This is a genomic window from Bacteroidia bacterium (genome assembly GCA_020852255.1).
Taxonomy (GTDB): Bacteria; Bacteroidota; Bacteroidia; order JADZBD01; family JADZBD01; genus JADZBD01.
In genome coordinates this window covers 310,154-337,110 of record JADZBD010000016.1, presented here as the reverse complement: position 1 = coordinate 337,110, position 26,957 = coordinate 310,154, and the positions used below count along the sequence as shown (strand labels likewise).

Here is a 26,957-nt window from a genome sequence, read left to right as displayed (position 1 = left end):
GATCAGACTTTATTTCTTATTACCGACTTAATAATTGACAGACACTCCAACAATTGTGCCTCAGTGATACAAAGCGGAGGCGCAAACCTGATCGTGTCGCCATGAGTAGGTTTTGCCAACAACCCTTTTTCCATTAACTCAAGGCATATTTCCCATGCGCCCCGGTCGGGTTTTTCATTGATCACCATGGCGGCCCACAATCCTCTGGAGCGCACTTCTTTTACAAGAGACGGATTGGAGGATCGGATCTTTTTCAGTTCTTCCGATAAAATTTTGCCCAGCCTTTCAGCATTGCCGATCATGTTTTCTTCTTCCAGCACGTTAATGGACTCTATGGCTACCTTACAGGCGAGGGGATTTCCTCCATAGGTAGATCCATGTTGCCCGGGCTTAATGCACAGCATGATCTCGTCGTCAGCGAGGATTGCAGAAACCGGCATGGTTCCTCCGGAAAGGGCCTTTCCAAGAATGAGAATATCCGGTCGCACATGTTCATGATCGCAGGCTAAACGCTTTCCAACCCTGCCTAATCCACTCTGTATCTCATCGGCAATAAACAGAACGTTGTGCTTTTTGCAGAGGTCATAACAAGCTTTCAGGTATCCATCATCCGGAATCACTACACCTGCTTCTCCCTGGATCGGTTCTACTAAAAATCCTGCGATCGTGGGATCCGCGCTGAGCACTTTTTCAAGAGCCGCTACATTATTGTACGGAATCTGAATAATGCCCGGGGTGTAGGGACCGAAATTTCCTCTGGAATCAGGATCTGTAGAAAGGGAAACGATGGTGATAGTACGTCCGTGAAAGTTCCCTTCACAAACCACAATCTTAGCCTGCTGATCCGGAATATTCTTTTTCTCATAGCCCCACCGCCTCGCCAGCTTGATTGCCGTTTCAACACCTTCTGCTCCGGTGTTCATTGGGAGCACCTTGTGGTAACCGAAGTAGTGTGTGATAAACTTTTCATACTCCCCCAGGCAATCGTTATAAAATGCACGTGAGGTGAGTGTGAGTTTTTTTGCCTGTTCTACAAAAGTCCGGATGATGCGGGGATGACAATGGCCCTGGTTTACGGCGGAATAAGCCGAGAGAAAATCGAAATATTTCTTTCCATTCACATCCCAGACAAATACGCCCTCACCCCGTTCTATAACAACGGGTACGGGATGGTAATTATGCGCACCATAATCATTTTCTAAGTCTATGAATTTCATTGACTTATCCACGGCTTTTTCTATCGTTTTCATTCTATAAATATACGAAAAAAGTAAGAAACCTGAAGATCTTCCTTTTCACATCTCCACATCACACCGCTGAAGTTGCGGGTGCTGAAACGAAAGATGGCTACAATTCATCATCTCGGATACTCCAGTCTTTGATGATAAATATTTCCGAGTTTCTTTTTAAGGATCTTTTTAATTACGGTAATATCACGGAAGGTGATGTCAGCATTCATAAACTGGTGCTGGGAGATGAGCCCGTTTACAATATGTTCAACGTGCTCATCCAGTGCCTCGGAATCGTGTTTTTTCATGGCACGGGCCGATGCCTCCACTGAGTCGGCAAGCATAACGGCGGCCGTTTCTTTGGAATAGGGAAGAGGGCCGGGGTACTGAAAATCTTTTTCCGTTGCAGTACCTTCCGGGTTGTTGATTCGGTACGACCGGAAGAAGAATCCGGTAGTGGTGGTTCCGTGATGCGTACGTATAAAATCAATGACCACGTCGGGAATGCCCTGTTTCCGTGCCCGTTCTACGCCGCGGATAACATGGGAAATGATAATCCGTGCGCTTTCCTCAAAATCAAGGTCCTCGTGCGGATTCACCTGCGTGGTTTGGTTCTCAATAAAGAACAGGGGCATTTCCATTTTTCCTATGTCGTGATACAGCGCGCCGGTGCGTGCCAGCAGTGTATTTCCGCCGATCTCACGTACAATTTCCTCTGCTATATCTGCCACCTGCAGGCTATGCTGAAAAGTTCCGGGAGCTTTGGATGCGAGTTCTCTCAGGAGCGGGCTATTGGTATCGGAGATCTCCAACAGCGTTACGTCGGATACAAATCCGAAACTTCGTTCAAAGACATAGATCAACGGGTAGGAAAAGAGCGTGAGGGAAGAACTTACGACAAAGGAAATGAAGTGATCGGTAGTGAGTCCCTGGATACCGGAGTCGTGCAGCCACGACATGGCTACGTAGGATGCACAGTAGCTGGTGAAGATAACCGCTGAAGAAATAAAGATCTGGGAGCGTTTGCGCATACTTACAATGCTGAAAATGGCAGCGGTTCCTGCGCTGAACTGTATGAAAAGGAATTCATACGGGGCCGGCAGCATCAGAGAGATCATGAGGATGGTCACGAGATGCACAAAGAGTGCAAGCCGGGTATCGTAAAATGTGCGGATAATGACCGGGATGATGCAGTAGGGAAGCAGGTAATAATGCAGTAAGTCGTAATGAATAGTAATGCGGGTCATCAGGGTCATGAGAAGTAAAAGCAGGAGGATGAAAAATATTTTGTTCGTATTGGCATAAATATCTTTCCGGAAAAGAATGATAAAAGCGGCCAGCAGTGTCAGCAGAATAACAACGGCCAGTGACTGACCACCGAGGATAAACAGCACACTGCTGCTGGTGCCGGATTGTTTTTCATATTCGGCTTTCAGCGACTGCAGGGCCAGCACCTTGTCTTTTGTTACAAGATCGCCGCGATCAATGATGCTCTGGCCCTTCATGATTCCTCCGGCGGTTGGCGATACCTGCGCCAGTGCGTCGCGCAGGAATTTTTCTGTGGTTTCCGCGTCATAAAGGATGGTATGTGAAAGGTGATCTTCCATGAGATCCAGAATCTCATCCCGGTTCCGGATTCCGGATGGGAGACGGTTGGCCAGGTAATCGGCCGCAGTCCGGATCGTAAAGAATTCGCCAACGGAATTCTCCATTGCGAAGTTTCCGGTAAGCACCATGATACGGGTTTCAGGTGTGCTTTTAGCGGCAAGTGAATCGGGGAGCAGGAGGATGCCGGCACGGTGAACAGAATCAATGAGTGCGGAAAGTAAGTTCACTTCCTGCGGTTTCAGATCTTCGGCCAATGGCCCATTGCTCACTGCCAGCCGGAAGTCCTCCGCATTTTTATTACCCTGGTTCTCTTTCCGGAAAACGGGAAGGGCAGAGGAAATGGCCTCCTGTTTTTCCTTTTTTACCAGATCCGGATCTTTCAGGATGGGAAAATCAAACGGAGCGATGAGGTTTTCGTACGGCCAGGCCTTTCCTGCAAGGTTGGAGATCTCATAACGGAATTTGGCCTCCCGGGGTAACAGATAAACAAGGAAGCTAATGGAGAATACCAGCAGAAATGCTTTGAAAAGCATTTCGTGCCGGTCGCGGAGAAATTCCATCCACTTTTTCACAGACCGAAATTAACTATTCCCCGGAAAGCATATTAAGAGGAATTCCCTGTTTGTTCACCAGTCTGTGTTGAAGGAGACTGCCGAAGCGCTGCATCGGCCGTGCCGGGAAGTACGGTCGCCCCACATTTTCCTGGGATTATCCGTGGAGCGGCATTTACAGCGTATGGTTATGGGATGACAATAGCGGATACTGAGTTCATGGGTATTGGACGAGTGGTTCCGGAGAGCCGACCCGGTTACATCATAGGAATAACCGATGCTGAACGCACCGATTCGCGCTCCCGCAGTGATCAGAAGGGCATCGCCCGGCCTGCATCCGCCTCCGGCGTAAAACTGAGAACGCCACCATATCTCCAACGTCAGGTCCGTTGATGTGCTCACGCCATCGCTTTTTCCCAGGAAATGCATTCGTACTTCAAGGTCGCGGTTTGCAGGAATAAAGAACCGGGCTCCGGTTGAGGCAAAGTAATGCCGGGTGGCAGTATAGCGTACGTGACCTTCTGTGAAAGTACCTCCCGTAACCTGAGTAGTGGAGAGACCGGCGTAAACCCTTGCTCCGTGGTACCATATTCCTGCATCGGCTCCGGTGAGCCAGTCCGAAATACGCGGGGCGGGTATGGAGAGATCTCCACCTGTACCGTCGGTGGCGATCCAGTCGCCGGACAGTGTTTTTTGAATGAGGTTCAGGCCGGCTCCGGCACCCAGGCGCCCCCTGCCTATTGTAAAATGTCTGGCAAACATTAGCTGCAGCCGGTTGTTGCGTTCAAACCCCAGGAGATCGCGCGTCAGCCGCAACGCTATGCCGCTGTTCAAGGCGGGAATATAGGCATTCAACCAGGCGGTGTATGTTTTTGGCGCTCCCGGAAATCCCAACCACTGCGAGCGGGAATGCATACCAAAACAGCGCATGCCGCTCATTCCTGAATGCCCGGGGTTAAAAGCCAAGCGATCGCGATGGAATTGAGTGAATTGAGCATCCTGCTGGGAAAAAGCCAGTGCCGGCCCCAGCATTATAAAAAGAACGAGGTGTTTCATAAGCTTGTTTTAAAATATAACGGGTATAGGTAGAAAGGTTACCGCCCCTTTGGAATATCCTGGCAATCATTTCAAAGTGATTCATTGCCGGTTCAGAAATCCAGGTGCGTAGGTGCACTGATCAGCGGGGGCACTGTATCTTTGACCGACTGATAACACAAAAAATTATGCGTGATAAGTATAGGGTCAGTGTGTGCATTCTGGAGGTAACTGCAATAGATTTTTCCGTTGTGAGAACATTTGAGCGGCCTCCGGGTCGCTTTTTTTATGACAGGCATCATGAATCCTGTTTGATTGATACTTGTCCGGCATTTTCTTAGCTTTGTACCAAATACATAGTTATGCGTTCTTTATTCCTCATTGTTTTTGCGCTGACAGGATTCAGCGTCACCGCCACGCATGTGGTGGGAAGTGAGATCACCTATAGCGGACTTGGAAATAATCAGTATTATTTCAGAGTGAAATACTGGGTGGATTGTGCCCCCTCCGCTCCCATTACGAGTGTCATGATGAGGGTATGCTCCTTTACATGTAGTTTTAATAATTCGTATGCTCTTCCTGTGCTCAATCCTGGAGGTACCCCTGTTTTTCCGTATTGTTCCTGGCCGAATTCAGTATGTGTAAGCGGCCCGGATGCAGGAATCAGGGAATACACATTCGGTGGAACTGTTTCTTTAAGCAATTGCCCTGATTATACATTTTTCACTGAACTATGCTGCCGGAACGGCGCGATTACCAATATCACAAATCCTTTGACAACCGGGATGAACGTTCGGGCCATGCTGAATGCGCAGGTAGCACCGGATAATTCAGCTCCGGCTATTACTTCCCTCCCGGTGACCTATGCATGTTGCAATCTTGCGCATACGTATCCTCAAATCTCCAATGAGCCTGATGGGGATTCCATTGTATATTCTCTGTATCATCCCTGGACAGATGGCATGACCTGTATGATTCCTTCCAATACGATTACCTATGCTCCTCCGTTTACTTACCAGCAGTTTATAACCACACAAACACCGATTACATTAAATGCGGGGAATGGAGATTTGTTCCTGCATCCTACGGTTTGTGGTGAAAGTTCTGTATTTGGAATACAGATTAATGAGTACAGGGGAGGGAACCTGGTTGGGATTATGACGCGGGATGTGAGCATTTTGGTGACCCCCCTTATTCTCGGAGAAGAGATTCCTCAGTACCCGAATCAACTGATTTGGTTGGATGACGAAAGCAATATTTTAGTCGGACTCGAAGTATTAAAGGACAAGATCATTGAGATATACGACACCGCCGGAAGATTAGCATTGGTAAAGACAATCGGAAATGAAGCTGAAATAGACCTTGGATTCATGAATCCGGGAATGTATTTTTTTCGTTCAGGAGATATCCAGTTCAAATTTCTGATCAAATAATGAGTAGGTCAACTTTCAATTGTTATATCTTTTTCGTTTGTTTAACTTTGTGTAAATTTCTCTCTTATGCGTTCTTTATTCCTCATTGTTTTTGTGCTTACAGGACTCAGCATCACCGCCACGCATGTGGTGGGAAGTGAACTGACTTACAAATACGTGGGTGGCAGCAATTACCGTTTCCAGGTTAAATACTGGGTTGACTGCAGCAGCACCATTCAGATCAATCAGGTGTTTGTGAACGGCTGCGCCCCTTCCTGCAATGTAACTTTTTTATCTATGACATTACCGGTTCTTAATCCGGGAGGTACTCCCGTGTTTCCCGCTTGTGCCTGGCCCAATTCCATGTGTTCCAACGGCCCCGACCCGGGTATAAGAGAGTTCGTGTTCGCTGATACTTTTTCGTTACAAGCTTGCTCCGACTGGACATTCTATACAGAGATCTGTTGCCGCAGCGGATCTATTACTACTATTAATAACCCGCTTTCTATGGGAATGAATGTTAGAGCCACACTGAATAATTCCCCTTCTCCTGTTAACTCCAGTCCGGTTATTTCCGCCCTCCCTGTAGCTTATGCCTGCTGTAACCAGGCTCTTTCTTTCACTCAAACTGCCAGCGATGCTGACGGAGATTCGCTGGTCTATTCATTCTATACGCCCTGGGACGATGGGATGAGCTGCTGGACAGCCTCAGGAACGGTAACCTACACGAATCCTTATACTTTCTCCCAGTTTCTTACTACGCAAACGCCAATTAGCCTGAACACAGCTAACGGGGATATTTTTCTTCACCCTACCCTTTGCGGACAGATATCTGTTTTTGGGTTGAAGATCAGTGAATACCAGAACAGTGTTCTGGTGGGATCCATGAGCAGGGATATTATGATCACTGTAATGCCTTCACTTGTAGGAACCGGAGATGTTTCTTCTGATGAGAACCTGATTCACTTCGATTCTGACCGTTCCGTCCTGTACATCCAACCGGGAGCAGACATTTTATTGGTGGATATTCAGGGTAAGGAACTATTGCAGGGATATTCTTCCGACGGCTTGATTTACCTGTCGAACCTTGCTCCCGGTATTTACTGTGCGCGGTCGGGCAACCGAACAGTGAAGTTTCTGAAGAATTAGAATAACTGCCGCGCCTTCGCCAGTGCCTTCTCCAGTCCGTTCGTATCCGTTCCTCCCGCGGTGGCATAAAAGGGTTGTCCGCCTCCGCCACCCTGGATTTCTTTGGCCAGTTCACGAACAATGGTGCCGGCATTCAGATTTTTGGCTTTAACCAGATCTTCGGAAATGGCAACCGTGAGGGATGGTTTTCCTTTGATAATACCCCCGAGTACTATCATCATGTTTTTCTCTGTGTCTTTAAATTCAAAGGCAATGTTTTTAACAGCGTCTGCAGAATCAAGATCAATCCTTTCTACAAGAAGTTGAATTCCTGCCTGGTTCTTAATCCTGGATCTTAGATCCTTCTTTATCTGATTAGCTTTCTGAGCAGTGAATGATTCCACCTGTTTCTTCAGCTCGGCATGCGAGGTCCGGAGTTCAGTGATGGATTTAAGCGGGTCAATGGAATTCCCCAGAACTTCCCTGATCTTATGAATGAGATCAAGATGCTGTTGCACATATTCCTCTGACTTCTCGGAGGTGATAGCCTCTATCCTCCGGATACCGGCAGCGATAGCAGATTCAGAAGTGATCTTAAAGAATCCGATCTCCCCGGTGGCATTCACATGAGTTCCGCCGCAGAGTTCTATGGAATAATCTTTGTCCATGGTCACTACTCGCACACTATCTCCGTATTTTTCGCCGAATAAAGCCATGGCACCGGTTTGCTTTGCCTTCTCAAGCGGCATTTCTTCAGTCATAACACGCACATTCTTCCGGATCATCGTATTGACCAGGCGCTGCACGTTTTGAATTTCCTCATCTGTTAATTTTGAAAAGTGGGTAAAATCAAACCGCAGATGCTCCTCATTCACAAGCGACCCTTTTTGTTCTACGTGGGTTCCGAGAACTTTTCTTAATGCGGCATGCAGAAGGTGAGTGGCACTGTGATTTTTTTTGATCTCATTTCGTCTTGAGGAATCAATAACTGAAATAATCTTTTTGTGAGGGAAAGGAATATGTATAGGAGCTGTGATGTGTATTAAAAGATTATTTTCTTTTTTGACATCAATAACGTCAATGATTTGCACGGTAGCCCCATCATCCGCTTGAACAATTAATTTTCCTGTGTCTCCAACTTGACCCCCTGACTCTGCATAAAAAGGTGTTTTGTCAAGGACAATGTGCTGAAACACCCCTTTTTTATTGGAGCCCGTACGCATTTGTATAATCTGGCTTTCTGCTTGATCTTGACTATACCCAACAAAAACAGTTGGTTCAAATTCCTTTTTAAGATCCCAGTCTCCGGTATCTATATTCGTTGCTTCTCTGGAGCGTTTTTTCTGCTTATCCAGTTCACCTGTAAAGCCCTTTTCGTCAATTTTCAGTTCGTACCCCCGGGCAATGAGGGCTGTAAGATCTACGGGAAATCCATACGTGTCGTACAGTTCAAATACGGTCTTCCCGTCAACCTGACTTTCTTTCTTGTTCACAAGGTCAATACATACCTGGTCAATCTTCTTTAATCCGTTTTCCAGTGTTTTAAAGAAGGAAATTTCCTCTTCCCTGATCACTTTTTCAATGAGAACTTTTTGAACATTCAGTTCAGGAAAAGCGTCTCCCATCTGATGGGAGAGCACGGGAACCAAACGGTGAAGAAAGGCTTCCTTCAGTCCCAGACTCTGATATCCGTACCGTACCGCGCGCCGGAGGATTCGCCGGATAACATAGCCTGCTCCGGTATTGGAAGGCAATTGTCCGTCGGCAATGGCAAAGGAAATGGCACGGATGTGATCTGCGATCACACGCATCCCAATGTTCACTATTTCGGCCGTACGGGAAGTGTCCGCCGGTTTGTAACGCAGACCGCTGAGATCTTCAACTTTTTTAATCAGCGGCTGGAACACATCGGTATCGTAGGAAGACTGTTTCCCCTGCAAAACCATACAAAGCCGTTCGAACCCCATTCCTGTATCTACGTGCCGGGCAGGTAACTTCTCCAGGCTGCCGTCGGATTTCCGGTTGAATTCCATGAACACATTGTTCCAGATTTCAATAACCTGTGGGTGACCGCTATTGACCAGTTTGGCACCATCGCCTTTCTTTCGTTCAGCTGCATCCCGGATATCCACGTGGATCTCAGAACAAGGACCGCATGGGCCGGCATCTCCCATTTCCCAGAAGTTATCTTTTTTATTTCCCTTCAGGATGCGTTCTTCAGGGATCCATTTTTTCCACGCGTCAAACGCCTCCTGGTCAAATGCCAGGTTATCTGCTTTGCTTCCTTCAAAAACCGTTACGTACAATTGTTCTGCCGGGATGCCATATACCTTTGTCAGCAGTTCCCATGACCACTCAATAGCTTCTTTCTTAAAGTAATCTCCAAAGCTCCAATTCCCCAGCATTTCAAACAGGGTGTGATGGTAGGTATCTACACCCACTTCTTCCAGATCATTGTGCTTTCCGGAAACCCGCAGGCATTTCTGGGTATCAGCCACACGCTTGAATTTCGGGGTGCTGTTGCCCAGAAACCAATCTTTGAACTGGTTCATACCGGCATTGGTAAAAAGCAGGGTGGGATCGTCTTTCACCACAAGCGGGGCGGAAGGGACGATCTCGTGTGCCTTGCTTTTAAAAAACGATAGGAACTGCTCCCGTACTTTTACAGAATTCATCAGGGAAGCAAAGGTAAAAAAACATCCCGCAGGACAGGGTCATGCGGGATGAACACTAAACCTTAATCTCGGGACTGTATCGCCGCCCCCCGCATAATAGGTTACCAGCCGTATTAATGCCGCGTTTGGTTAATTGGTCAGGCAAAAGTAACGTTGCAGTTTGCAGAACCAAGTTAATTATAGGGACTGGTGAGATGTTTAACTCGTTTCCACCGGTGGCTCCGGAATGAACCGGTCTACTCCATTTTGGAATACCATTGACAGAATTGAAAGTATAGTGTATTTTTGGTTATCTTGAATTTGATTAGAGCTTGATAATCAGTAAGTTGCGATTTAATGTCTAAGATCCGGTACAAGTTTAACACGCGTTCCCTCACATATGAGAAGGTTGAGGTTGGGTGGAAGCATAGGCTTTATAAGATATTGGGATACCTGGCCACCGGAGCTGTTTTCGCGGTGATTACGGTTTCCATTGCTTTCCGGATCATTGATTCCCCTCAGGAGAAGCAGCTTCGCAGGGAACTGGAGCGGATGCGGGCGCAATATGAGGTGATGAATAAGAAGCTGGATCGCATGAACCTGGTAATGAGTGATCTGCAGGAGCGTGATAATAATATTTACAGAATTATTTTTGAGGCGGAACCCATTCCGGACAATGTTCGCCGTGCGGGATTTGGCGGAATTGACCGGTATAAAGAGCTTGAAGGTTATGAGAACAGTGCTTTGGTTATTTCAACATCTCAGAAGCTGGACAAGCTGGCGAAGCAAATGTATATACAAAGTAAGTCCTGGGATGAAGTAGTGGTGCTGGCGAAAAACAAGGAAAAGATGTTGTCGAGCATTCCGGCCATACAACCTGTTTCGAATAAATCACTGAGGCATGCTCCCGGTGGATTTGGATGGCGTACTCACCCGATTTATAAAACTTCCGAGTTTCATCCGGGTATGGATTTTGCCTGTCCTATGAACACTCCCATTTATGCAACGGGGGATGGAGTGGTGGAGCGTGCAGATGCTGCTGCTTCCGGTTACGGGAACCATGTAGTGATCAATCACAGCTACGGGTACAAGACATTGTATGCGCACATGACCAAGTTCAATGTGCACCCCGGGCAAAAGGTAAAGCGCGGACAGGTAATTGGGTATGTGGGAAGCACGGGCTTATCCACCGCACCTCACGTGCATTACGAAGTGATCCGAAACGGAAACAAAGTGAATCCGATCAATTTCTTCTTTAACGATCTCACTCCGGAAGAATACCAGATCCTGGTGCAGAAAGCGGCAAGCAGCTCGCAGTCTTTTGATTAATATCCTGAGTCCGGAGCCTTGCGGGGGTCGAAGTGCACAATCGTTCTATTGGGAGTGGTGCAGCATAATGGATACCTCGTTGTCGGTAATCATTCGGTGCTCAGGATTAATTTCCCGCTTTTCGCAACATTCCCTTCGCTTTTTATGTTGTAAAAATAGATTCTGCTGCGTAAGCCGGATTGCAAAAGATTTATTTGGGTTTCTTTATTAACAAGTACTGTCGTTAAAATCTTGTTTCCAAGAACATCATAGATCTCCAAATACCTCTTTCCTTTGTTCGCAGGTTCACCATCAACCGTAATTGTGCCCGTGCTAGGGTTGGGAAAAATATGGATGTGGGGGGAATCTCCAGTTTCCTCAATTCCCACCCAACCAATGTCAATGACGGAAACGTCGTCGATGTAGTAGTGTGCCCCATCGATAAATCCTCCCCCTACATATGCCGTGTCTGAAGTTGAATCGGGATTGAAATTTCCAATTGTGAGGTAAAGTTCAGCTCCAGATGCGTAAAAGGTATCCACAACACATTGCCAATTTGACTTTGAATTTAAAATATTTGATTGTGGATTTAAAATTTGAGGCACAAAAGGTAAGATGGCACAATTCACTCCGGAGATTGGAATGCTAGACAAGTGCGCACCTAAACTTCCGGTAATGTAATTCGAATTATCAGATAAGCTTACCCAGAATGAAACTAAATATTTTTCCAAGGTCCAAGGTGTCATTAAGTTTAATCTGTAAGTATTCCCGTTCCATAAAGAATTTATTGAAGCTGTATATGCCAGAGTATCCAAGTCCGGTCTTAGAGGTTTGATTCCCAAATGAATTATTTGGAACTCCTGCGCCTGAAATTCCGCACTGGTGAAAGAAGTCAGGGGTGCAATTGTTAGGGTTGAGCCAATTCGTAGTATTGTACAACTGACTGATCCCCGTGGGGCAATTTGCCAAATTTTCAAAACTCGGATTCGGCACAAGATTGGTTTGCGCGTTTCCTGTTTTGGATAGCATAAAACTGCAAGCTAGTATGATCACAGAGTTTTTCACTTCACGATCACAATTTTATCTTTTTTGAGGATTGTGTCTCTGTATTTCGTCAGCGGCAAAGTGGAGAGACCAAGCCTGAAATTTTACTTAAACACCGGCGGACAACTGTTATTGTTGATCCGGATCACAATGCCGAGGCGTAACTCCCAGGCCCGGTTGCGGATGGCCCATTTATCCAACGTACCTGTATCGTATTTCTTCACCATGGAGTGATCACCATCCGGATTGTAATGGACCTCGATCAAAGGTTTGATCGGACCAAATGTGATCAATTCGAATCCGGCCCCTGCGCTCCAGGAGGCATGCAGGGGTTTGAAGCCCTCCGGCACCGAGGGGGTTGACTGAATGAATTTGTATTCCAGCCGCGGTCCGATAAGAAAATACGGATAGCCGGAGAAAAGTTCTCCCCGCAGGATCAGAAAATTATTCCAGGAAATATAATCGAGTTTGTTCTTTTCTTTCGTGTCGCGGTGCTTGGTGCCTTTCCGGTCGTATTCAAATTCCGTTCTCCAGCGTACCACATCTGAGTTCCCGAACTCTGCGAACAATTCCCCGTTAAATCCCCAAAGGAATTTATGTTTTGTTTTATCGGTGGTGCTGTTCTCTCCGGTGGAATCAACATAACTGAGAATCCACTTCTGCTTGCTGAGTGTCAAACCACCCATGACACCAAAGCCACGGAAGAATTGTGCAGAAGTAATAACGGGGATCAACGCAAACAGGATCAAACATCTCCTCATGAAAGTAAAGATATGAAAAAAGCGACCCTCCTTCGTTTCCACTCAGGATGACGGGCCGCTTATCTTTTACTGCCTACTGCCTACTGCCTACTGCCTACTGCCTACTGCCTACTATTTCTTCTCGTCCTTCACTTCCTCGAAATCCACATCTGTCACCTCGCCGTCTTTTTTCTCACCATTGGCATTCTGATCAGCTGTTGTGCTTGTGTTTTGCTGTGCATTCTGCTGCGCCTGGTAGATTTCCTGGCTGGCCGCCTGCCATGCGGTATTGAGTTCATTCATGGCTGTTTCGATTTTCGCCAGATCCTTCTCCTTGTGCGCGTCTTTCAGAGCACTCAGTGATTTCTGGATAGCCTCTTTTTTATCGGTAGAGATCTTGTCGCCGTATTCCTTCAGCTGTTTCTCACTTTGGAAGATGAGACCGTCTGCCGCATTGAGCTTATCTGCTTCTTCCCGAACTTTTTTATCGGAGTCGGCATTCGCCTCAGCTTCTTTCTTCATTTTCTCAATCTCTTCTTTACTCAGACCCGACTTCGCTTCAATACGGATGTTGTGTGATTTTCCGGTCCCTTTGTCTTTAGCGCTGACATTCAGAATGCCGTTGGCGTCAATGTCAAAGGTTACTTCCACCTGAGGTACACCGCGTGGTGCAGGCGGGATCCCATCCAGATTGAACATTCCGAGCGGACGGTTATCTTTTGCCATCGGACGTTCACCCTGCAGTACGTGGATCTGTACACTGGGCTGGTTATCACTTGCCGTGGAGAAAGTTTCTGTTTTTTTAGTGGGAATGGTGGTGTTTGCTTCAATCAGTTTGGTAAATACGCCTCCCATGGTTTCAATACCCAGTGAAAGCGGAGTTACATCCAGCAGAAGTACATCTTTTACCTCTCCGGTAAGTACGCCACCCTGTATTGCGGCTCCCACGGCCACCACTTCATCCGGGTTCACTCCTTTGGATGGAGCCTTTCCGAAGAATTTTTCCACCGCGGCCTGCACGGCAGGAATACGGGTAGAACCTCCCACCAGGATTACTTCATTGATATCGTTCACGCCCATACCTGCATTCCGTAAAGCCGATTCGCAGGGTGCGATGGTTCTTTTGATCAGATCATCCACCAGTTGCTCAAACTTGGCCCGTGAGAGTGTTTTTACCAAATGCTTAGGAACGCCGTCAACCGGCATGATGTATGGCAGGTTGATTTCTGTAGAAGTGGAGGAAGACAATTCAATTTTCGCCTTCTCTGCAGCTTCCTTCAAACGCTGAAGAGCCATGGGATCTTTTCGGAGGTCAAGCCCTTCGTCTTTTTTAAATTCATCCGCCAGCCAGTCTATGATCTTCTGGTCAAAATCGTCACCGCCCAGGTGAGTGTCGCCGTCAGTGGATTTCACTTCAAACACACCATCACCCAGTTCAAGCACAGATACATCGTGCGTACCTCCACCACAGTCGAACACCACTATTTTCATATCCTTTCCCTTCTTGTCGAGTCCGTAGGCCAGTGCAGCGGCGGTGGGTTCGTTAATGATGCGCTTAACGGTAAGTCCTGCAATTTCGCCGGCTTCTTTGGTAGCCTGCCGTTGTGAATCGTTGAAGTAAGCGGGTACTGTAATTACAGCCTCCGTTACTTCATGACCAAGAAAATCTTCTGCCGTTTTCTTCATTTTCTGAAGAATCATAGCCGAGATTTCCTGTGGAGTGTATTGGCGTCCTTCAATTTCCACGCGGGGCGTTTCGTTCGCACCTTTTACTACTTTATATGGTACGCGGCTCACTTCTTTTCCTACCTCACCAAATGCACATCCCATGAATCGCTTTATAGAATAAACTGTATTCACAGGATTTGTGATGGACTGGCGCTTGGCCGGGTCGCCCACTTTCCGCTCTCCGTCTTTTACAAATCCCACTACGGAGGGAGTGGTTCGTTTGCCTTCGCTGTTAGCGATAACCACTGGTTCGTTTCCTTCCATTACGGCTACACACGAGTTCGTGGTTCCCAGGTCTATTCCGATGATCTTTCCCATATGTTGTTTTGTTAGTTACAATTTTACATTAACCCGTTCTCAATACATGTGCCATTGGAATTTCGTATGCAATAATGACAGGCTTGGGCTTAAGTAGCTGAGAATACAGGATTTAGAATGACAGGCTGTCATTCTTTCGCAAGATGCATTCCGGCTTACTGACAGAAGTACGGGCTGAGCGAATTCTCCGTGCAGAACCCAAGCTGGTAGGTGAATTGCCCTGCAAAGAGCGAATCAAGGCAGCGGGAGGTGGTGTTTAGCAATTCCACATTCGCTTTCAGCGCATAAGTCCGGGAAGAAAAGAGTCCGATTCCATTGGTGATATTGGTGTAAACCGGCTTCTCCATCATTACAGTGGTGGAAGGTTGATTGACTTCAATGTAGGTAGCCATTTCTTCCGCACCGGCATACAAAAGAAAATCCAGGTGATGTCCTGAGTCCGTGATTTTTCCCGGTATCAGGAATTCAGCCTGATTTGGGTTTTTTACTGTTACGCCGATCCACCGGTAAAATAATTCTCCCATAAATTCTTCCATCATGTTTTCACCTCCAAGCAAAGTGGAGGATCGTTGTTCACGGAATACCCAGTCTACACTGTCCTGTGTTTTTATTCCGGTGATCTTGTTTTTTCTCACGAAAAAGAAGCGGATGACCGGCTGATAGATGCGCCCCTCGGTACCGGTCAGCCATTTGACCTTGAAAGTTGAAACGGTATTCAGAAAATTAACAAAGTTTTGTGCAGGAATCGGTTCAGTGATAGAAAATCCGTTTCCGATCAGGTTGGTTTTTGCGGTAGCTACCATGCCGGTTTCGCTGTTGATCACTTTCAGCCGGTACTCTGAATCATTGAAGATCGCATCGGTGGTTTTAAATAATACCTGGTTCGGGTAAGCGAAAATACCGGGAGATTTCGGAACGCTGAGATCCCTCGAGAGTGCATGAGTGCTCAGCAACTGATTATTCCTCCAGCGTTCCAGCGAAACCGTGAGCTGATTCGCATAATTTACAGAATCATAAACTCCTGCCATCATAAAGGCGTCCTCTTCACCAAGAAAGGCTTTATTGATTTTAACGTAATGCGCTGTGTCGCGGTGATTCAGAATACCAAAAATGACCATCGTTTCTTCCCAGTCAGCGATGATGTCTATGTCATTCTTGCAGGCAGGAAGGAGCAGGAGAGTTGACAATACTACCACCGTGAGTTGAGCGGATATTTTACGCCACATCAGCGGAAATTTTTTGTTGAGGTATACACTCCATATTTGAGTGAATCCAGGCTCTGGGCATTCAGCCCGATGTTGGGCATACGCTGGGTGCGCCGGGTGGAAAAGAGACCGTACCCTCCTTCAATATTGGAATAAACAGGTTTTTCACCAAAAGTGGCGTTCGCTGCGGAGACTACTTCCAGGTAATTCGAAAAATCAATGGCGGCGGCCGAAAAAATAAATTCCAGGTAGAGGAACTGGCGCACGATATTGGGATTGTCTGCTATGTCCGGATGGTTGCCGATGGTTTTATAGAATGTTTCTCTGTCGAGGATCTCGCTGAATTCTTCCCCTCCCTCCAGATTGGAAGCGGTGTGATTCGAGAAGCGCAGATCGATATACCGTGTGGAAACCTGTGTGGTATCAAAGACGAACTTTTCCTTGAAATGAATGCGTACTGTCAGTGCAAAAAGTTTTCCGTTCCGCGCAGAGCGGAATTTGCTTTTGTAAGGAAAGGAACCCCAGAGATTCAGGGACTGGTTGGGAAGGGGGGAAACCACCGTGATGGGTTCCACAGTTTTAGCACGGGAGCGTACTTCTTTCCCGTCTTCGTTCTTTCGAACCTTCAGCCGGTATTCCGATCCGTCGCCGCTTATAGCAGTATTGGTTTTATACAGATATTGTTTCGGGAAGGAAAAAACTCCTGAATCCCGGGGAAGTGTGGAATCGATAAACAGCGGGATGCTTTGTAGAACATTTTCGCCCTGCATTTTTTCGATGGTAACGGTGATCTCTCCGGGTCGGAAGTTCACTGAATCAAAATAGGCGGCCATTTGGTAGGCGTCCATGTTTCCCAAAAAACTCTTCGTCACCTTCACGTAATGTACGCTGTCGAAGGGATCCAGCAGGCAGTAGGAAACGATTTGCTCCTGGTAGGGTGCAATTACCTCCAGATCGTTCTTGCAGGAAAGAAACAATGTGCTGCTGATCAATACGATAAGTCCTGCCTTTTTCATAGGAATACAAAGCTAAGTGAAAATACCTCCATTTACAACCGCTTTAAAAAAAATCCCGGCCCCCGGAAAGGGGAACGGGATGTGGGTATAAAGATACGATATTTTTGGCTCAGAACTGCTCTGTTCCGGAGAAAAAGAAGCTGCCTTCCAGGCGGGCATTTTCATCACTGTCGGAACCGTGAACGGCATTGGCAGAGATGGACTTTGCGAATTCTTTTCGAATTGTACCGGGCTCTGCCTTTGCGGGATCGGTTGCGCCAATCAGCTTCCGGAAGTCTTCAACGGCATTGCTTTTTTCAAGAATGGCCGCTACAATAGGACCCGAACTCATGTATTCGCACAAATCCGCGTAAAATGGACGCTCCTTGTGAACCGCGTAAAATTGCCCGGCTCTCTCTTTGGTTAGGCGGGTGTATTTCATCGCCACGATCTTAAATCCTGCTCCATTGATCTTTGCCAGAATGGCACCGATGTGATTATTCTCCACGGCGTCCGGCTTGATCATGGTAAATGTTTTGTTTCCTCCCATAGTAAAAATTGTTGATTTTTTGTGAAAAAATGTGCCGCGAAAATAACAAATAGTTCTGTTCCGGAGGCAGTTTCCCCGCCTTAAATCGTAAATTTGAATTCCTTATGAATTCAGCCACTGCCTCGCTTGCTCAACGACTGAGTTCTTCCCGACGGATCGTTATTGTTACGCACATGAACCCCGACGGAGATGCCATGGGATCGTCGCTCGGGCTGGCCAATCACCTGTCCGAAGCCGGACATTTTGCAACAGTGATCGCCCCCAATGAATACCCCGAATTCCTTGCCTGGCTTCCCGGCCAGGAACTTGTTAAAGTGTTCAGTATTGAAAAGGAATTGTGCCGTAAGCGAATGATGGATGCAGAGATTATCTTTTGCCTGGATTTCAATACGCTCTCAAGGATCGGTGAGGCAGGTGAAGCCGTGAAGGCAAGCCCTGCATTCAAAGTGCTCATCGATCACCATGAGCAACCGGAGACCTTTGCAGAATTACTTTTTCATGATGTAAAGGCTTGTTCCACCGCACAACTGGTCTTTGATCTCATTGAGGGTATGGGTGAAAAAGAACGGATCAGTAAAAACACAGGCATGTGTTTGTATACCGGGATCATGACGGATACTGCTTCCTTCCGTTTCCCTTCTACCTCTGCCCATACGCATGCTATCGCGGGGTATATAAAGGAAATTGGGGTGGAGACATGGCTTGCTCATGAACAGGTATACGATGGTAATTCGTATAACCGTCTGCGACTCACCGGGTATGCCCTGTCAGAAAAAATGAAGATATTAAAAGAAGTTAATTGTGCTTATATAACGCTAACCAAGGAGGAACTTCAACGTTTCGGTTTTCGTATGGGTGATACGGAAGGGCTGGTGAATTATGCCCTTTCGGTGCGGGGAATGCGGCTCGCAGCATTCTTCATGGAAAAGGAAAATGAAGTAAAGATATCCCTGCGTTCAAAAGGGAACATAGACGTGAATCAACTGGCAAGGAAATATTTCTCCGGAGGAGGACACCGCAACGCGGCCGGCGGAAACATGAAAACCACTCTCGCGCAGGCGGTAGAGCTTTTCGAAAAGGTGGTACAGGACCCCAGCCAATTTCAACAATGAGAACGCTCTGTTACGTGGTGCTGATGGCGGTGCTTTCGTCCTGCGGACAGGAGGATGAGAAATACGATCCGGGTATGAAAGTGGTCACGGACCAGCTGGTGGATGCCAATCGAATCTTGCGTCAGAAGGAATCAGATGCTATTGACGCCAAGGTGCATCATCTGGGATGGGACATGAAGACAAGCGGAACCGGATTGCGTTACATGTTCGAGGAAAAGGGCTCGGGTGATACGGCTGCTGCCGGAACCGTGGCTACCATCGAATATAAAATTGTCCTGCTCGAAAGCGGAGATGTCTGCTATTCTTCAGACTCCACCGGCCCGATTAAAGTAGTTGTCGGAAAGGACTACGTGGAAACCGGCCTGCACGAGGCAATTCAGATGATGCGTGCGGGAGATAAGGCCGTGTTTATCCTGCCTTCTCATCTGGCGCACGGTTTGCTGGGCGACTGGGAAAAGATACCACCCCTGGCACCCGTTGTATATCACATCCGTCTTATGAAAGTGGAAAAATGAGGTTTAAGTTTGCCATATTCATTCTCTTGCTGAGCTCCTGCCAGTGGAATTCCTTCGAAGGATATACCAATATCGGGAACAATGTCTACCTGAAGATTATTTCATTTACAGACGGGCAGCGGGTTCCCAGTGATTCGGATATCGTAACCTATCATATGAAGGTTTTTAACCGGTCCGGACATGTTCTGTTCTCCTCTCCGGAAATTTTTCCGCTCGGGCTCACCTCCAGCCTGGAAAATGCAGGACACGGAATGGTATTGCTCAATGCCCTGCTGCGCAATCTGGAGGAAGGCGACAGCGCCAGCTTCATGATTGCCAACCCGGAGCTTACATTGGGCGAGGAAATGCGCATGCTCTCGAATGATAATGGGCTGCGCGTGGATGTTCGTCTGGTGAAAGTGCGTACACGGCGGGAATACGAACGGGAAATGGTGAAAATATCTGAAGTAGGAGATGTACAGGAGAATCTGCTCATTGCCCGTTTTATCCGTGAACGAAAGTGGATTCCTGATACCATCGCGAACGGCTTGTACATGATACGCACCCGAAAGGGTAAGGGTGAATTCCCGGTTGCGGGAGAGCGGGTGGCCATCCGGTATTCTGGTAGTTTCCTGGGAGGTGAAGTGTTCGACCGGGGCACCCTGGAATTTACCGTGGGCGAGCAAATGCAGGTCATTCGGGGTTTAGAGATCGCAATAGGCAAACTCCGGGAGAAAGGCAAAGCAAAAATAATTATACCTTCGTATCTCGCATTCGGGGAAAACGGGTCCTCAAACGGAACCGTACCTCCGTCCACACCGGTGGTTTACGAAATAGAACGAATTACACCTAAAAAAGAAAAATGAATCTGAGCAGGGCCCTGATGGTGACTGGAATTGTAATGTTCCTGATCACCTGTCAATCTTCAAAATTCGAGGGTTTTGAAGAAACTGAAAATGGATTGTACTACAAGTTTATCACCCAGTCAGGTGATACGGATCGGCCCCAGGTGGGTGATTACGTGTTTTTACGGCTGATCAATAAATATACCGAGGACAGTGTTCTGTTCAGTTCCTGGGACGGAGAACGTCCCAACGGAAGCGTTACCTTCCAGCTCCGCCAGTCGCTCTTCAAAGGCTCGCTCGAGGAAGCCATCATGATGATGGCTGCGGGAGACAGCGCAATTTTTCGCATATCGGCCGATTCGATTTATAAAACACTGCCGCAGAAAGATTCATCGGTTCAGTTCCCTAAAGGAACTTACTTCACATTTGAGCTGAAACTAATAAAAGTGATGACTGCCCAGCAGATGCAGGAAGAGCAGCAGAAAAAGTATGATGCCTACCTTGAGGAGATTCAGCGCCAGAGCGCATGGAATAAGGAAAACGAACTTAAAATGATTGACGAATATCTTACCACCAATAAAATCAGCTCGAAGGCACTGGCATCGGGTCTTCATTTTATCGAACACGAGAAAGGGAAGGGAAAGAAAGCGATGAAGGGCAGTACAGTGGTTGTGGAGTATGTTGGAAGGTCGCTGGTAGACGGAGAGATATTCGACGCGTCTGAGTATCACGGGCAGGCCTACGAATTCAAACTGGGTACCGATCCGGTAATCAAAGGATGGGAGGAGGGATTATCGCTGATGAACGCAGGCGGAAAAGCTACCCTGCTGATTCCCTCTAAACTCGGATACGATTCTCTGGGTTCCATCAGCCCTTCGAGCGGTATGTATTCCATTCTTCCCTACTGCCCCTTGCTGTTTGAGGTTCAGTTGGTCGAAGTAAAATAGGCTCTTTATATCAGCACATGAAAAAACTGAACATGATCCGGGTAGTTGTTGCCCTTCTCCTTCTGGTTCCGGTTGGGGTGTATTCACAGGGTAAGAAAAAGAAGAAAACAACCGTAAAGGAGAATTCGGCAGCTGGTGAGTTTATTAAAACAGCCAGCGGGCTTCAGTACCGTTTTATTGCGCATGGGGAGTCTCCGCGGGTAGAGGAGGGAGATAAGTGCAAGGTGCATTATGTACTTAAAACAGAGAAGGATTCAGTGATGGAGGATACCCGTAAAAGCGGAACACCCTGGGAATTTAAAGCCAATGTTTCTTCCGCCATCCCCGGTTTCGTGGAGGCCGTGCTTCTGATGGGAAAAGGCGACAGGATCGAGGTAATTATTCCTCCTAACCTTGGTTACAAGGATCAGCAAGCCGGTGCTATTCCTCCTCATTCAACGCTTAAATTCGAGATTGAACTCCTTGAAACTACACCGGGTCTCCGACCTTTTAACACCAAAGGGAAGGATACAGTGAAGACAGCCTCCGGACTGAAATATATTATCGTACAAAAGGGTAATAGCCTTGCACCCATGACGGGCGATATTGTTACGATCCACTACTCCGGTTACCTGCCGGACGGTAAAATGTTTGATTCCTCTGTGGAGCGCGGCGAAACCATTAAGTTCAATCTGGGCGGATCTTTGCCCGGACTGGATGAAGGTATTGGGAACATGACAGAGGGTGCGAAGTTTCGCATTATTCTACCCTATATGCTGGCATTCGGGGAAGGAGGCCGCGGTCCCATCCCACCCAAAACGGATGTAATCTATGATGTGGAGTTGGTGAGTGTAAAGAAAAAAGTAAAGCCGGTCGCTTACGATGTGGTTGGGAAGGATACCGTTACAACCTCCTCCGGGTTGAAATACATTGTGGCGGTAAAAGGAGACGGTACCCAGGGAGCACAAGGCAAAAAGGTTAAAGTGCACTATACCGGCTACCTGATGGATGGAAGCATTTTCGATTCCTCGGTGGAGCGGGATCAGTTCTTCGAATTTACGCTGGGTGTTAACCCGGTGATACAGGGATGGACCGAAGCCCTTCAACTAATGAGAATCGGAGATAAATGGAGGTTGGTTATCCCGCCGAACCTTGGTTACGGCGCCAATGGAGCACCTCCGAAGATCGGACCCAATGCCACGCTCATCTTTGATGTGGAGCTGGTTGGAGTGGAGTAGGGCGGAGTTAGTGGGAGCCTATAAGGAAAACAGCCGGTCTGTTATTGTAATCGTATTTTCTTTTTTTCCATTCTCTCACCGGAAGCGTTAGAATATTTTCCGATGGAGATGTAAGTTCGGATGCCACGCAGAGAAGGGTATCCAGGCTAAGGTCTCGTATTAATTCTTCGAGAAGGCGATTGTTGCGGTAAGGCGTTTCAATGAAAATCTGGGTGCTTCCTTTCTGCGCATCCATATTCATTTGCCGAATGAGACGGGAGCGGGGATCTTTTTCCTTAGGAAGATAGCCATGAAAGGTAAATCGCTGACCCTGCAGTCCGGAGGCCATCAAGGCCAGCAGCACAGAGGAGGGTCCGATGAGTACTTTAACCGGGATATTTTCTGAATGCGCAAGCAATACCAGCCGCGAGCCGGGGTCGGCCACGGTAGGGCATCCTGCCTCTGAGAGGAGGAGGCTGTGCTTTCCTTCCCTGCAGGGTTGCAGCATGCCCGAGAGTTCTTCTTCCCTGGTATGTTCATTCAGATCGAACCAGATCCGGGAATTGAAATCACCTTGCCAACCCATGGAGCGCAGCGCCCGGCGGGCACTTCGCGCATTTTCAGTGATGAAGCATTCCGCGCAATCTGCTGCCTCCAGATTGGTAGCCGGCACGCAGAGACCCGACTCTTCAGACAGTAAAACCGGGAACAAATATAAAGTGCCTTTCATTGTTGCGCTTTGTAAGAGGCGGCGATGAGTTCACAGACGCTTTCCAGCATCATAAATACCTTGTCGAATCCCTCCTCTCCGCCGTAATATGGATCCGGTACACTGAGATTTGTGTCGGGATACATCACATTCATAATGAGCTCAACTTTCCTGCGGTCGTCTTCGTTTCGCGCCATGGCAATCACATCGCTGTAATTGGAGCTGTCCATCACGAAGATACGATCAAAAAGGTCAAAGTCTTTGAGACTGAATTGCCGGGCTCTGAGGTGGGATATATCCACGTTATGTTTAGCGGCGCAGGAAGTGGCACGCTCGTCGGGATGTTCTCCCGTGTGGTAATTGGATGTTCCCGCGGAATCCAACTCTATTGCCAGTCCTTTGTGAAGAACCTTTGTTCTCATCACTCCTTCGGCCATAGGTGAGCGGCAAATATTGCCCAGACAAACCATCAGAATTTTCATAGCATGCTTTCGCATCGCTAATAAACAAAAAAAAAGGAACCTGCTGGCTCCTGTTTTCCTAAATATGTAAGGCCGTGTTACTGGATACTTATCTTTTTCTCCAGTTCTTCAATGTAGGCTTTGAACCGCTTGTCGGTGTCCATAAGATTATTAACCGTACGACAGGCATGGAGCACCGTTGCATGGTCTTTGCCACCGCAATGCATCCCGATTGTTGCCAAAGAGGATTTGGTCATGTGTTTGGCAAAATACATGGCAATCTGGCGGGCCTGAACCACTTCCCGTTTCCGGGTTTTGGATTTCAGAAGTTCGATCGGCAGGTCGAAATAGTCACAAACAACTTTCTGAATATAATCAATAGACACTTCGCGTGCGGTGTTCTTCACGAACTTGTCTATCATCTGTTTGGCCAGATCAATCGTAATCTGCTTCTTGTTCAGGGAAGCCTGAGCAAGGAGGGAGATTAAGGCACCTTCGAGCTCACGAACATTGGTGGTGATGCTATAGGCAAGGTATTCCACTACATCCCGTGACAATTCAATGCCATCGTTGTAGAGTTTTTTCTCCAAAATGGCGATACGGGTTTCCAGGTCGGGCGACTGCAGGTCGGCAGAAAGTCCCCACTTGAAGCGGCTGAGAAGGCGCTGTTCCATGCCCTGCATTTCCACCGGGGGCTTATCCGCGGTGAGTACCAGTTGTTTACCGGTTTGATGCAGATGATTGAATATATGGAAAAACACATCCTGAGTTTTGTCTTTACCGGCGAAGAACTGGACATCATCAATAATGAGGACATCTATCATCTGGTAAAAGTGGATGAAATCGTTGGTGCTGTTGTTGCGAACTGCATCAATGAACTGATGGGTGAACTTCTCCGATGAAACGTAAAGTACGGTCTTACCCGGGAACAGGTCTTTTATGCGGATTCCGATAGAATGTGCAAGGTGGGTTTTCCCCAGTCCTACACCACCATATATAAAGAGAGGGTTAAAAGCAGTTCCTCCCGGCTTGTTAGCAACGGCAAAGCCGGCAGAGCGGGCCAGGCGGTTACAATCTCCCTCAACGAAGTTGTCGAACGTATAGTTGGGATTTAGTTGGGACTCCACACTAACCTTCTTTAGTCCCGGGATGATGAATGGGTTACGAATCACGTTCTGGGAAACATCAATCGGCATTGCCACAGCCGGATTTTTGATATCCTTGCGCGAGGTTGGGATCTTAACTGTGTAAGGTTTAGCGGCATAGGGGTTCTCCATAATAATGGAATACTCCAGACGGCCTTCCGCACCCAGTTCTTTCCGGATCGTTTTCTTCAAAAGTGTGATATAATGCTCTTCCAGCCACTCATAAAAGAACTGGCTGGGGACCTGGATGGTCAGTACGTTTGCCTGAAGCTTGACGGGCTTAATAGGTTCGAACCACGTTTTAAAACTTTGGGGGCTTACGTTATCTCGGATAACATTCAGACATTTTTCCCAAACTTTATTGTGGTCTTTACTGCTCATCATTCAAAAAGTATCTTCAGATTTCTAATGCAAAACGTGCATTTTTCGACTGCGTGGTAAATATATAACGATGTTTCGATTCAGGGGGTAATTTTTTTTAAAAAAAGTAGATGAAAATCTGCATTATCACTTGACTTTGTCAGAAATAATTATTCCCTTGCCGGAAGCGGTATTTTTTTTCTTTTTTATATGGAAAAAATAATCTATCCTCCCAAGGGCAACTCCTCCCCAGCCTACTTGTGACACAAGTACTTGTTTTCCTGCGGAATTTTTTACAGTAACCGGCTTTTCCAGTAACGTATGTGTATGTCCGCCTATGATCAGGTCAATGTTCCTGGAAATTTCTGCAAGATCGGTATCGGAAAACTTTTTGTTCGGGTACTTATAGCCCAGGTGTGAGAGGCAGATCACCAGATCACATCCAAGATCGTATCGTAAAAAGCGGGCATAATGTGCGGCAGTCCGGATAGGGTCCTTGTAGATTGTTTTTCCGTAGTTTTTTTTCATCACAAGTCCCTCCAGCTCAATTCCAAGACCAAACACACCGATTTTTAATGGCCCTTTCTGGAATATTTTGTAGGCAAGTGTTTTATCATGCAGCACCGTGTTGCTGAAATCGTAATTGGAGCAGAGGAAAGGAAATCCGGCGTGTGGCAGCTGCTTTTCCAGCCCCTCCAGGCCGTTATCAAAGTCGTGATTGCCAATCGTTGAGGCATCATACCCCATTTCGGTCATCAGTTTGAATTCCAGTTCACCTCCGTAGTAGTTGAAATAGGGAGTACCCTGAAATGTGTCTCCGGCATCCAGCAGAAGAACATGTGTTTCCTCCTGGCGGATACGGCGAATCAGGGCGGCCCGTCTGCCGGCCCCGCCCCAGCCGGGATAACGTGGATCATTGTTGGGGAAGGGATCAATGTGGGAATGCACATCGTTGGTATGCAGTACAGTAAGTTTTACAAATTCGGCCGGATCCGGCAACAAACTTCCGTAACTCTCGAGAAACGAGAGCCCTATCCCTCCGGCCACCAGTTGCCGGATGAAGGCCCGGCGATCACTCATATCTTATTCTTCCGTCTTTTTTACCACTTAGTTTCTTTCCTTCCAGCTGCAGAGACCGAATGTGATCAATAATAGCGTCCCGTAACAGGTAGTCTAACGTATCGGTTTTCACAGGGTTACTGAAAAAGCTCATTTTATCGCCTCCGGCTGCAAGATAATCAGAGGTGAGGATCACATAATTGGTCTTTTTGTTTAATTCAGTACCATTTACGATCACCACTGCAGGGGATTTATTCACGATCTTCATTTGTATACCCGAGACCGGCATGCCACCAGAGGAAGCAAGATAGGCAGCGAGGTCCGACATTTGCTGGCCGGTAATTGTAAGTGCGACCAGTTGGTTCTCAAAAGGCATGAGTTCATATATTTTTCCCCTGGTAATCGGGCCTTTTGGAATGGAGGTACGCAAGCCTCCGTTATTAAGGAGACAAACCTGAGCGGTATAACCGTGCGTGCCGGACAGTCGCAGGTTTCCCCTGATCAGCACCAGATCTGCCACGGCATTACCCAATAGGCTTTCAGGCTGCCCCTTTTCAAGAAGGGTATCGGCATATCCCAGCACTTCGTTCATGTCTTTCTCCAGCTTTTCCCTGTATGGCGCAATGATTCGTTCCGTGAGGCTGTCTTTTCCTCCGGTACTGTCGGAGAGGCGGATCACATCTGCCCGTGAATCCTGAATGCTTACGGGGGGCCGGCAGGCCAGCAGCAGCAACAAAGTGTATAATGGAAACATCCTCATGGGTCAGCCCGGCGTTGGTCCTGGCTCCGGATGGATTCGAAAACGGAAGTGACGAGCGACAAAACCAGAGAAAAAGCCAAAGCGCTCCAGAACCCGCTCACATAAAATCCGTCCACAAGTTTATCTGCAAGCAGAATGATGACTGCATTGATTACCACAAGAAAAAGTCCCAGCGTAAATACGGTTACAGGAATGGTAAGCAAGACCATAACCGGTTTTAATATGCTGTTAAGAAAGGCCAGTACCGCTGCAACAATGACTGCAGTCAGGAAATTATCGTTGGCGATTTCCACTCCCGGTAGAAGATAGGCGGTTAGCATTACCGCCAGGGAGGAAATACAGAGTTTGATGATGAATTTCATTC

The 26,957-nt window shown here is 47.4% G+C and carries 24 protein-coding genes; 8 read left to right on the top strand and 16 right to left on the bottom strand.

Features of this window, described 5'->3' with window-relative positions; genetic code table 11:
* Window positions 1-2: 2 nt before the first annotated feature.
* From rocD to IT233_10095, 3 genes are all read right to left on the bottom strand, one after another.
* Window positions 3-1,250, bottom strand: a complete 1,248-nt coding sequence (gene rocD / locus IT233_10105) for an ornithine--oxo-acid transaminase (protein MCC7302984.1) — start codon at window positions 1,248-1,250, stop codon at window positions 3-5.
* Window positions 1,251-1,357: 107 nt separating this feature from the next.
* Window positions 1,358-3,409 (bottom strand): HDIG domain-containing protein, encoded by a 2,052-nt coding sequence (locus tag IT233_10100; protein MCC7302983.1) that lies wholly within the window; start codon window positions 3,407-3,409, stop codon window positions 1,358-1,360.
* Between the two features lie 54 nt (window positions 3,410-3,463).
* Window positions 3,464-4,444: a type IX secretion system membrane protein PorP/SprF gene (locus IT233_10095; protein ID MCC7302982.1), complete on the bottom strand. Its 981-nt coding sequence runs from the start codon at window positions 4,442-4,444 to the stop codon at window positions 3,464-3,466.
* Between the two features lie 341 nt (window positions 4,445-4,785).
* On the opposite strand from IT233_10095, the gene IT233_10090 reads away from it, so the two are divergent.
* Window positions 4,786-5,856, top strand: a complete 1,071-nt coding sequence (locus tag IT233_10090; GenBank protein MCC7302981.1) for a T9SS type A sorting domain-containing protein — start codon at window positions 4,786-4,788, stop codon at window positions 5,854-5,856.
* A 66-nt stretch (window positions 5,857-5,922) separates the two neighbouring features.
* Window positions 5,923-6,984: a hypothetical protein gene (locus IT233_10085; protein ID MCC7302980.1), complete on the top strand. Its 1,062-nt coding sequence runs from the start codon at window positions 5,923-5,925 to the stop codon at window positions 6,982-6,984.
* Here IT233_10085 and alaS read toward each other — a convergent pair.
* Complete coding sequence (alaS, locus tag IT233_10080) at window positions 6,981-9,638, bottom strand: alanine--tRNA ligase (GenBank protein MCC7302979.1); 2,658 nt, start codon at window positions 9,636-9,638, stop codon at window positions 6,981-6,983. The two genes, IT233_10085 and alaS, sit on opposite strands and share 4 nt — an antisense overlap.
* Window positions 9,639-9,974: 336 nt before the next feature.
* Between alaS and IT233_10075 the strand changes: the two genes are divergently transcribed.
* Window positions 9,975-10,946 (top strand): M23 family metallopeptidase, encoded by a 972-nt coding sequence (locus IT233_10075; protein MCC7302978.1) that lies wholly within the window; start codon window positions 9,975-9,977, stop codon window positions 10,944-10,946.
* An 89-nt stretch (window positions 10,947-11,035) separates the two neighbouring features.
* Here the strand turns inward: IT233_10075 and IT233_10070 are convergent, their stop codons facing one another.
* The 6 genes from IT233_10070 to IT233_10045 form a co-directional block, all read right to left on the bottom strand.
* Window positions 11,036-11,671, bottom strand: a complete 636-nt coding sequence (locus IT233_10070; protein MCC7302977.1) for a T9SS type A sorting domain-containing protein — start codon at window positions 11,669-11,671, stop codon at window positions 11,036-11,038.
* A gap of 402 nt (window positions 11,672-12,073) precedes the next feature.
* Window positions 12,074-12,730, bottom strand: a complete 657-nt coding sequence (locus tag IT233_10065; protein MCC7302976.1) for a hypothetical protein — start codon at window positions 12,728-12,730, stop codon at window positions 12,074-12,076.
* 111 nt (window positions 12,731-12,841) lie between these two features.
* Complete coding sequence (dnaK, locus tag IT233_10060; protein MCC7302975.1) at window positions 12,842-14,755, bottom strand: molecular chaperone DnaK; 1,914 nt, start codon at window positions 14,753-14,755, stop codon at window positions 12,842-12,844.
* A gap of 155 nt (window positions 14,756-14,910) precedes the next feature.
* Window positions 14,911-15,981, bottom strand: a complete 1,071-nt coding sequence (locus tag IT233_10055) for a hypothetical protein (protein MCC7302974.1) — start codon at window positions 15,979-15,981, stop codon at window positions 14,911-14,913.
* Window positions 15,981-16,976, bottom strand: coding sequence for a DUF4249 family protein (locus IT233_10050; GenBank protein MCC7302973.1), 996 nt, complete (start codon window positions 16,974-16,976; stop codon window positions 15,981-15,983). Before IT233_10050 ends, IT233_10055 begins: the two co-directional genes overlap by 1 nt.
* A gap of 109 nt (window positions 16,977-17,085) precedes the next feature.
* On the bottom strand, window positions 17,086-17,505 hold the full coding sequence (locus IT233_10045; GenBank protein ID MCC7302972.1) for a nucleoside-diphosphate kinase: 420 nt from the start codon (window positions 17,503-17,505) through the stop codon (window positions 17,086-17,088).
* A gap of 104 nt (window positions 17,506-17,609) precedes the next feature.
* Here IT233_10045 and IT233_10040 point away from each other — a divergent pair, with 104 nt between their 5' ends.
* Genes IT233_10040 through IT233_10020 form a run of 5 tightly spaced genes read left to right on the top strand, consistent with a single transcriptional unit; the run spans window position 17,610 to window position 22,120 of the window.
* Window positions 17,610-18,617 carry a bifunctional oligoribonuclease/PAP phosphatase NrnA gene (locus IT233_10040; protein MCC7302971.1) on the top strand — a complete coding sequence of 336 codons (1,008 nt, stop codon included), beginning with the start codon at window positions 17,610-17,612 and terminating at the stop codon, window positions 18,615-18,617.
* The gene (locus IT233_10035; GenBank protein MCC7302970.1) at window positions 18,614-19,132 is read left to right on the top strand and encodes an FKBP-type peptidyl-prolyl cis-trans isomerase; all 519 of its coding nucleotides are present in this window, start codon (window positions 18,614-18,616) and stop codon (window positions 19,130-19,132) included. Before IT233_10040 ends, IT233_10035 begins: the two co-directional genes overlap by 4 nt.
* Complete coding sequence (locus IT233_10030) at window positions 19,129-19,977, top strand: FKBP-type peptidyl-prolyl cis-trans isomerase (GenBank protein ID MCC7302969.1); 849 nt, start codon at window positions 19,129-19,131, stop codon at window positions 19,975-19,977. Before IT233_10035 ends, IT233_10030 begins: the two co-directional genes overlap by 4 nt.
* Complete coding sequence (locus tag IT233_10025; GenBank protein ID MCC7302968.1) at window positions 19,974-20,903, top strand: FKBP-type peptidyl-prolyl cis-trans isomerase; 930 nt, start codon at window positions 19,974-19,976, stop codon at window positions 20,901-20,903. The genes IT233_10030 and IT233_10025 overlap by 4 nt, the downstream gene beginning before the upstream one ends.
* A gap of 17 nt (window positions 20,904-20,920) precedes the next feature.
* Window positions 20,921-22,120, top strand: a complete 1,200-nt coding sequence (locus tag IT233_10020; GenBank protein ID MCC7302967.1) for an FKBP-type peptidyl-prolyl cis-trans isomerase — start codon at window positions 20,921-20,923, stop codon at window positions 22,118-22,120.
* A 7-nt stretch (window positions 22,121-22,127) separates the two neighbouring features.
* Here the strand turns inward: IT233_10020 and IT233_10015 are convergent, their stop codons facing one another.
* From IT233_10015 to IT233_09990, 6 genes are all read right to left on the bottom strand, one after another.
* Window positions 22,128-22,829 carry an SAM-dependent methyltransferase gene (locus IT233_10015; GenBank protein MCC7302966.1) on the bottom strand — a complete coding sequence of 234 codons (702 nt, stop codon included), beginning with the start codon at window positions 22,827-22,829 and terminating at the stop codon, window positions 22,128-22,130.
* The gene (locus IT233_10010) at window positions 22,826-23,290 is read right to left on the bottom strand and encodes a low molecular weight phosphotyrosine protein phosphatase (GenBank protein ID MCC7302965.1); all 465 of its coding nucleotides are present in this window, start codon (window positions 23,288-23,290) and stop codon (window positions 22,826-22,828) included. Before IT233_10010 ends, IT233_10015 begins: the two co-directional genes overlap by 4 nt.
* Window positions 23,291-23,367: 77 nt before the next feature.
* Complete coding sequence (gene dnaA, locus IT233_10005; protein MCC7302964.1) at window positions 23,368-24,795, bottom strand: chromosomal replication initiator protein DnaA; 1,428 nt, start codon at window positions 24,793-24,795, stop codon at window positions 23,368-23,370.
* Between the two features lie 126 nt (window positions 24,796-24,921).
* Window positions 24,922-25,854 (bottom strand): metallophosphatase, encoded by a 933-nt coding sequence (locus tag IT233_10000; protein MCC7302963.1) that lies wholly within the window; start codon window positions 25,852-25,854, stop codon window positions 24,922-24,924.
* Window positions 25,847-26,587: a 5'-nucleotidase C-terminal domain-containing protein gene (locus IT233_09995; protein ID MCC7302962.1), complete on the bottom strand. Its 741-nt coding sequence runs from the start codon at window positions 26,585-26,587 to the stop codon at window positions 25,847-25,849. Before IT233_09995 ends, IT233_10000 begins: the two co-directional genes overlap by 8 nt.
* Window positions 26,588-26,589: 2 nt before the next feature.
* Complete coding sequence (locus IT233_09990; protein ID MCC7302961.1) at window positions 26,590-26,955, bottom strand: phage holin family protein; 366 nt, start codon at window positions 26,953-26,955, stop codon at window positions 26,590-26,592.
* Between the last annotated feature and the right edge of the window lie 2 nt (window positions 26,956-26,957).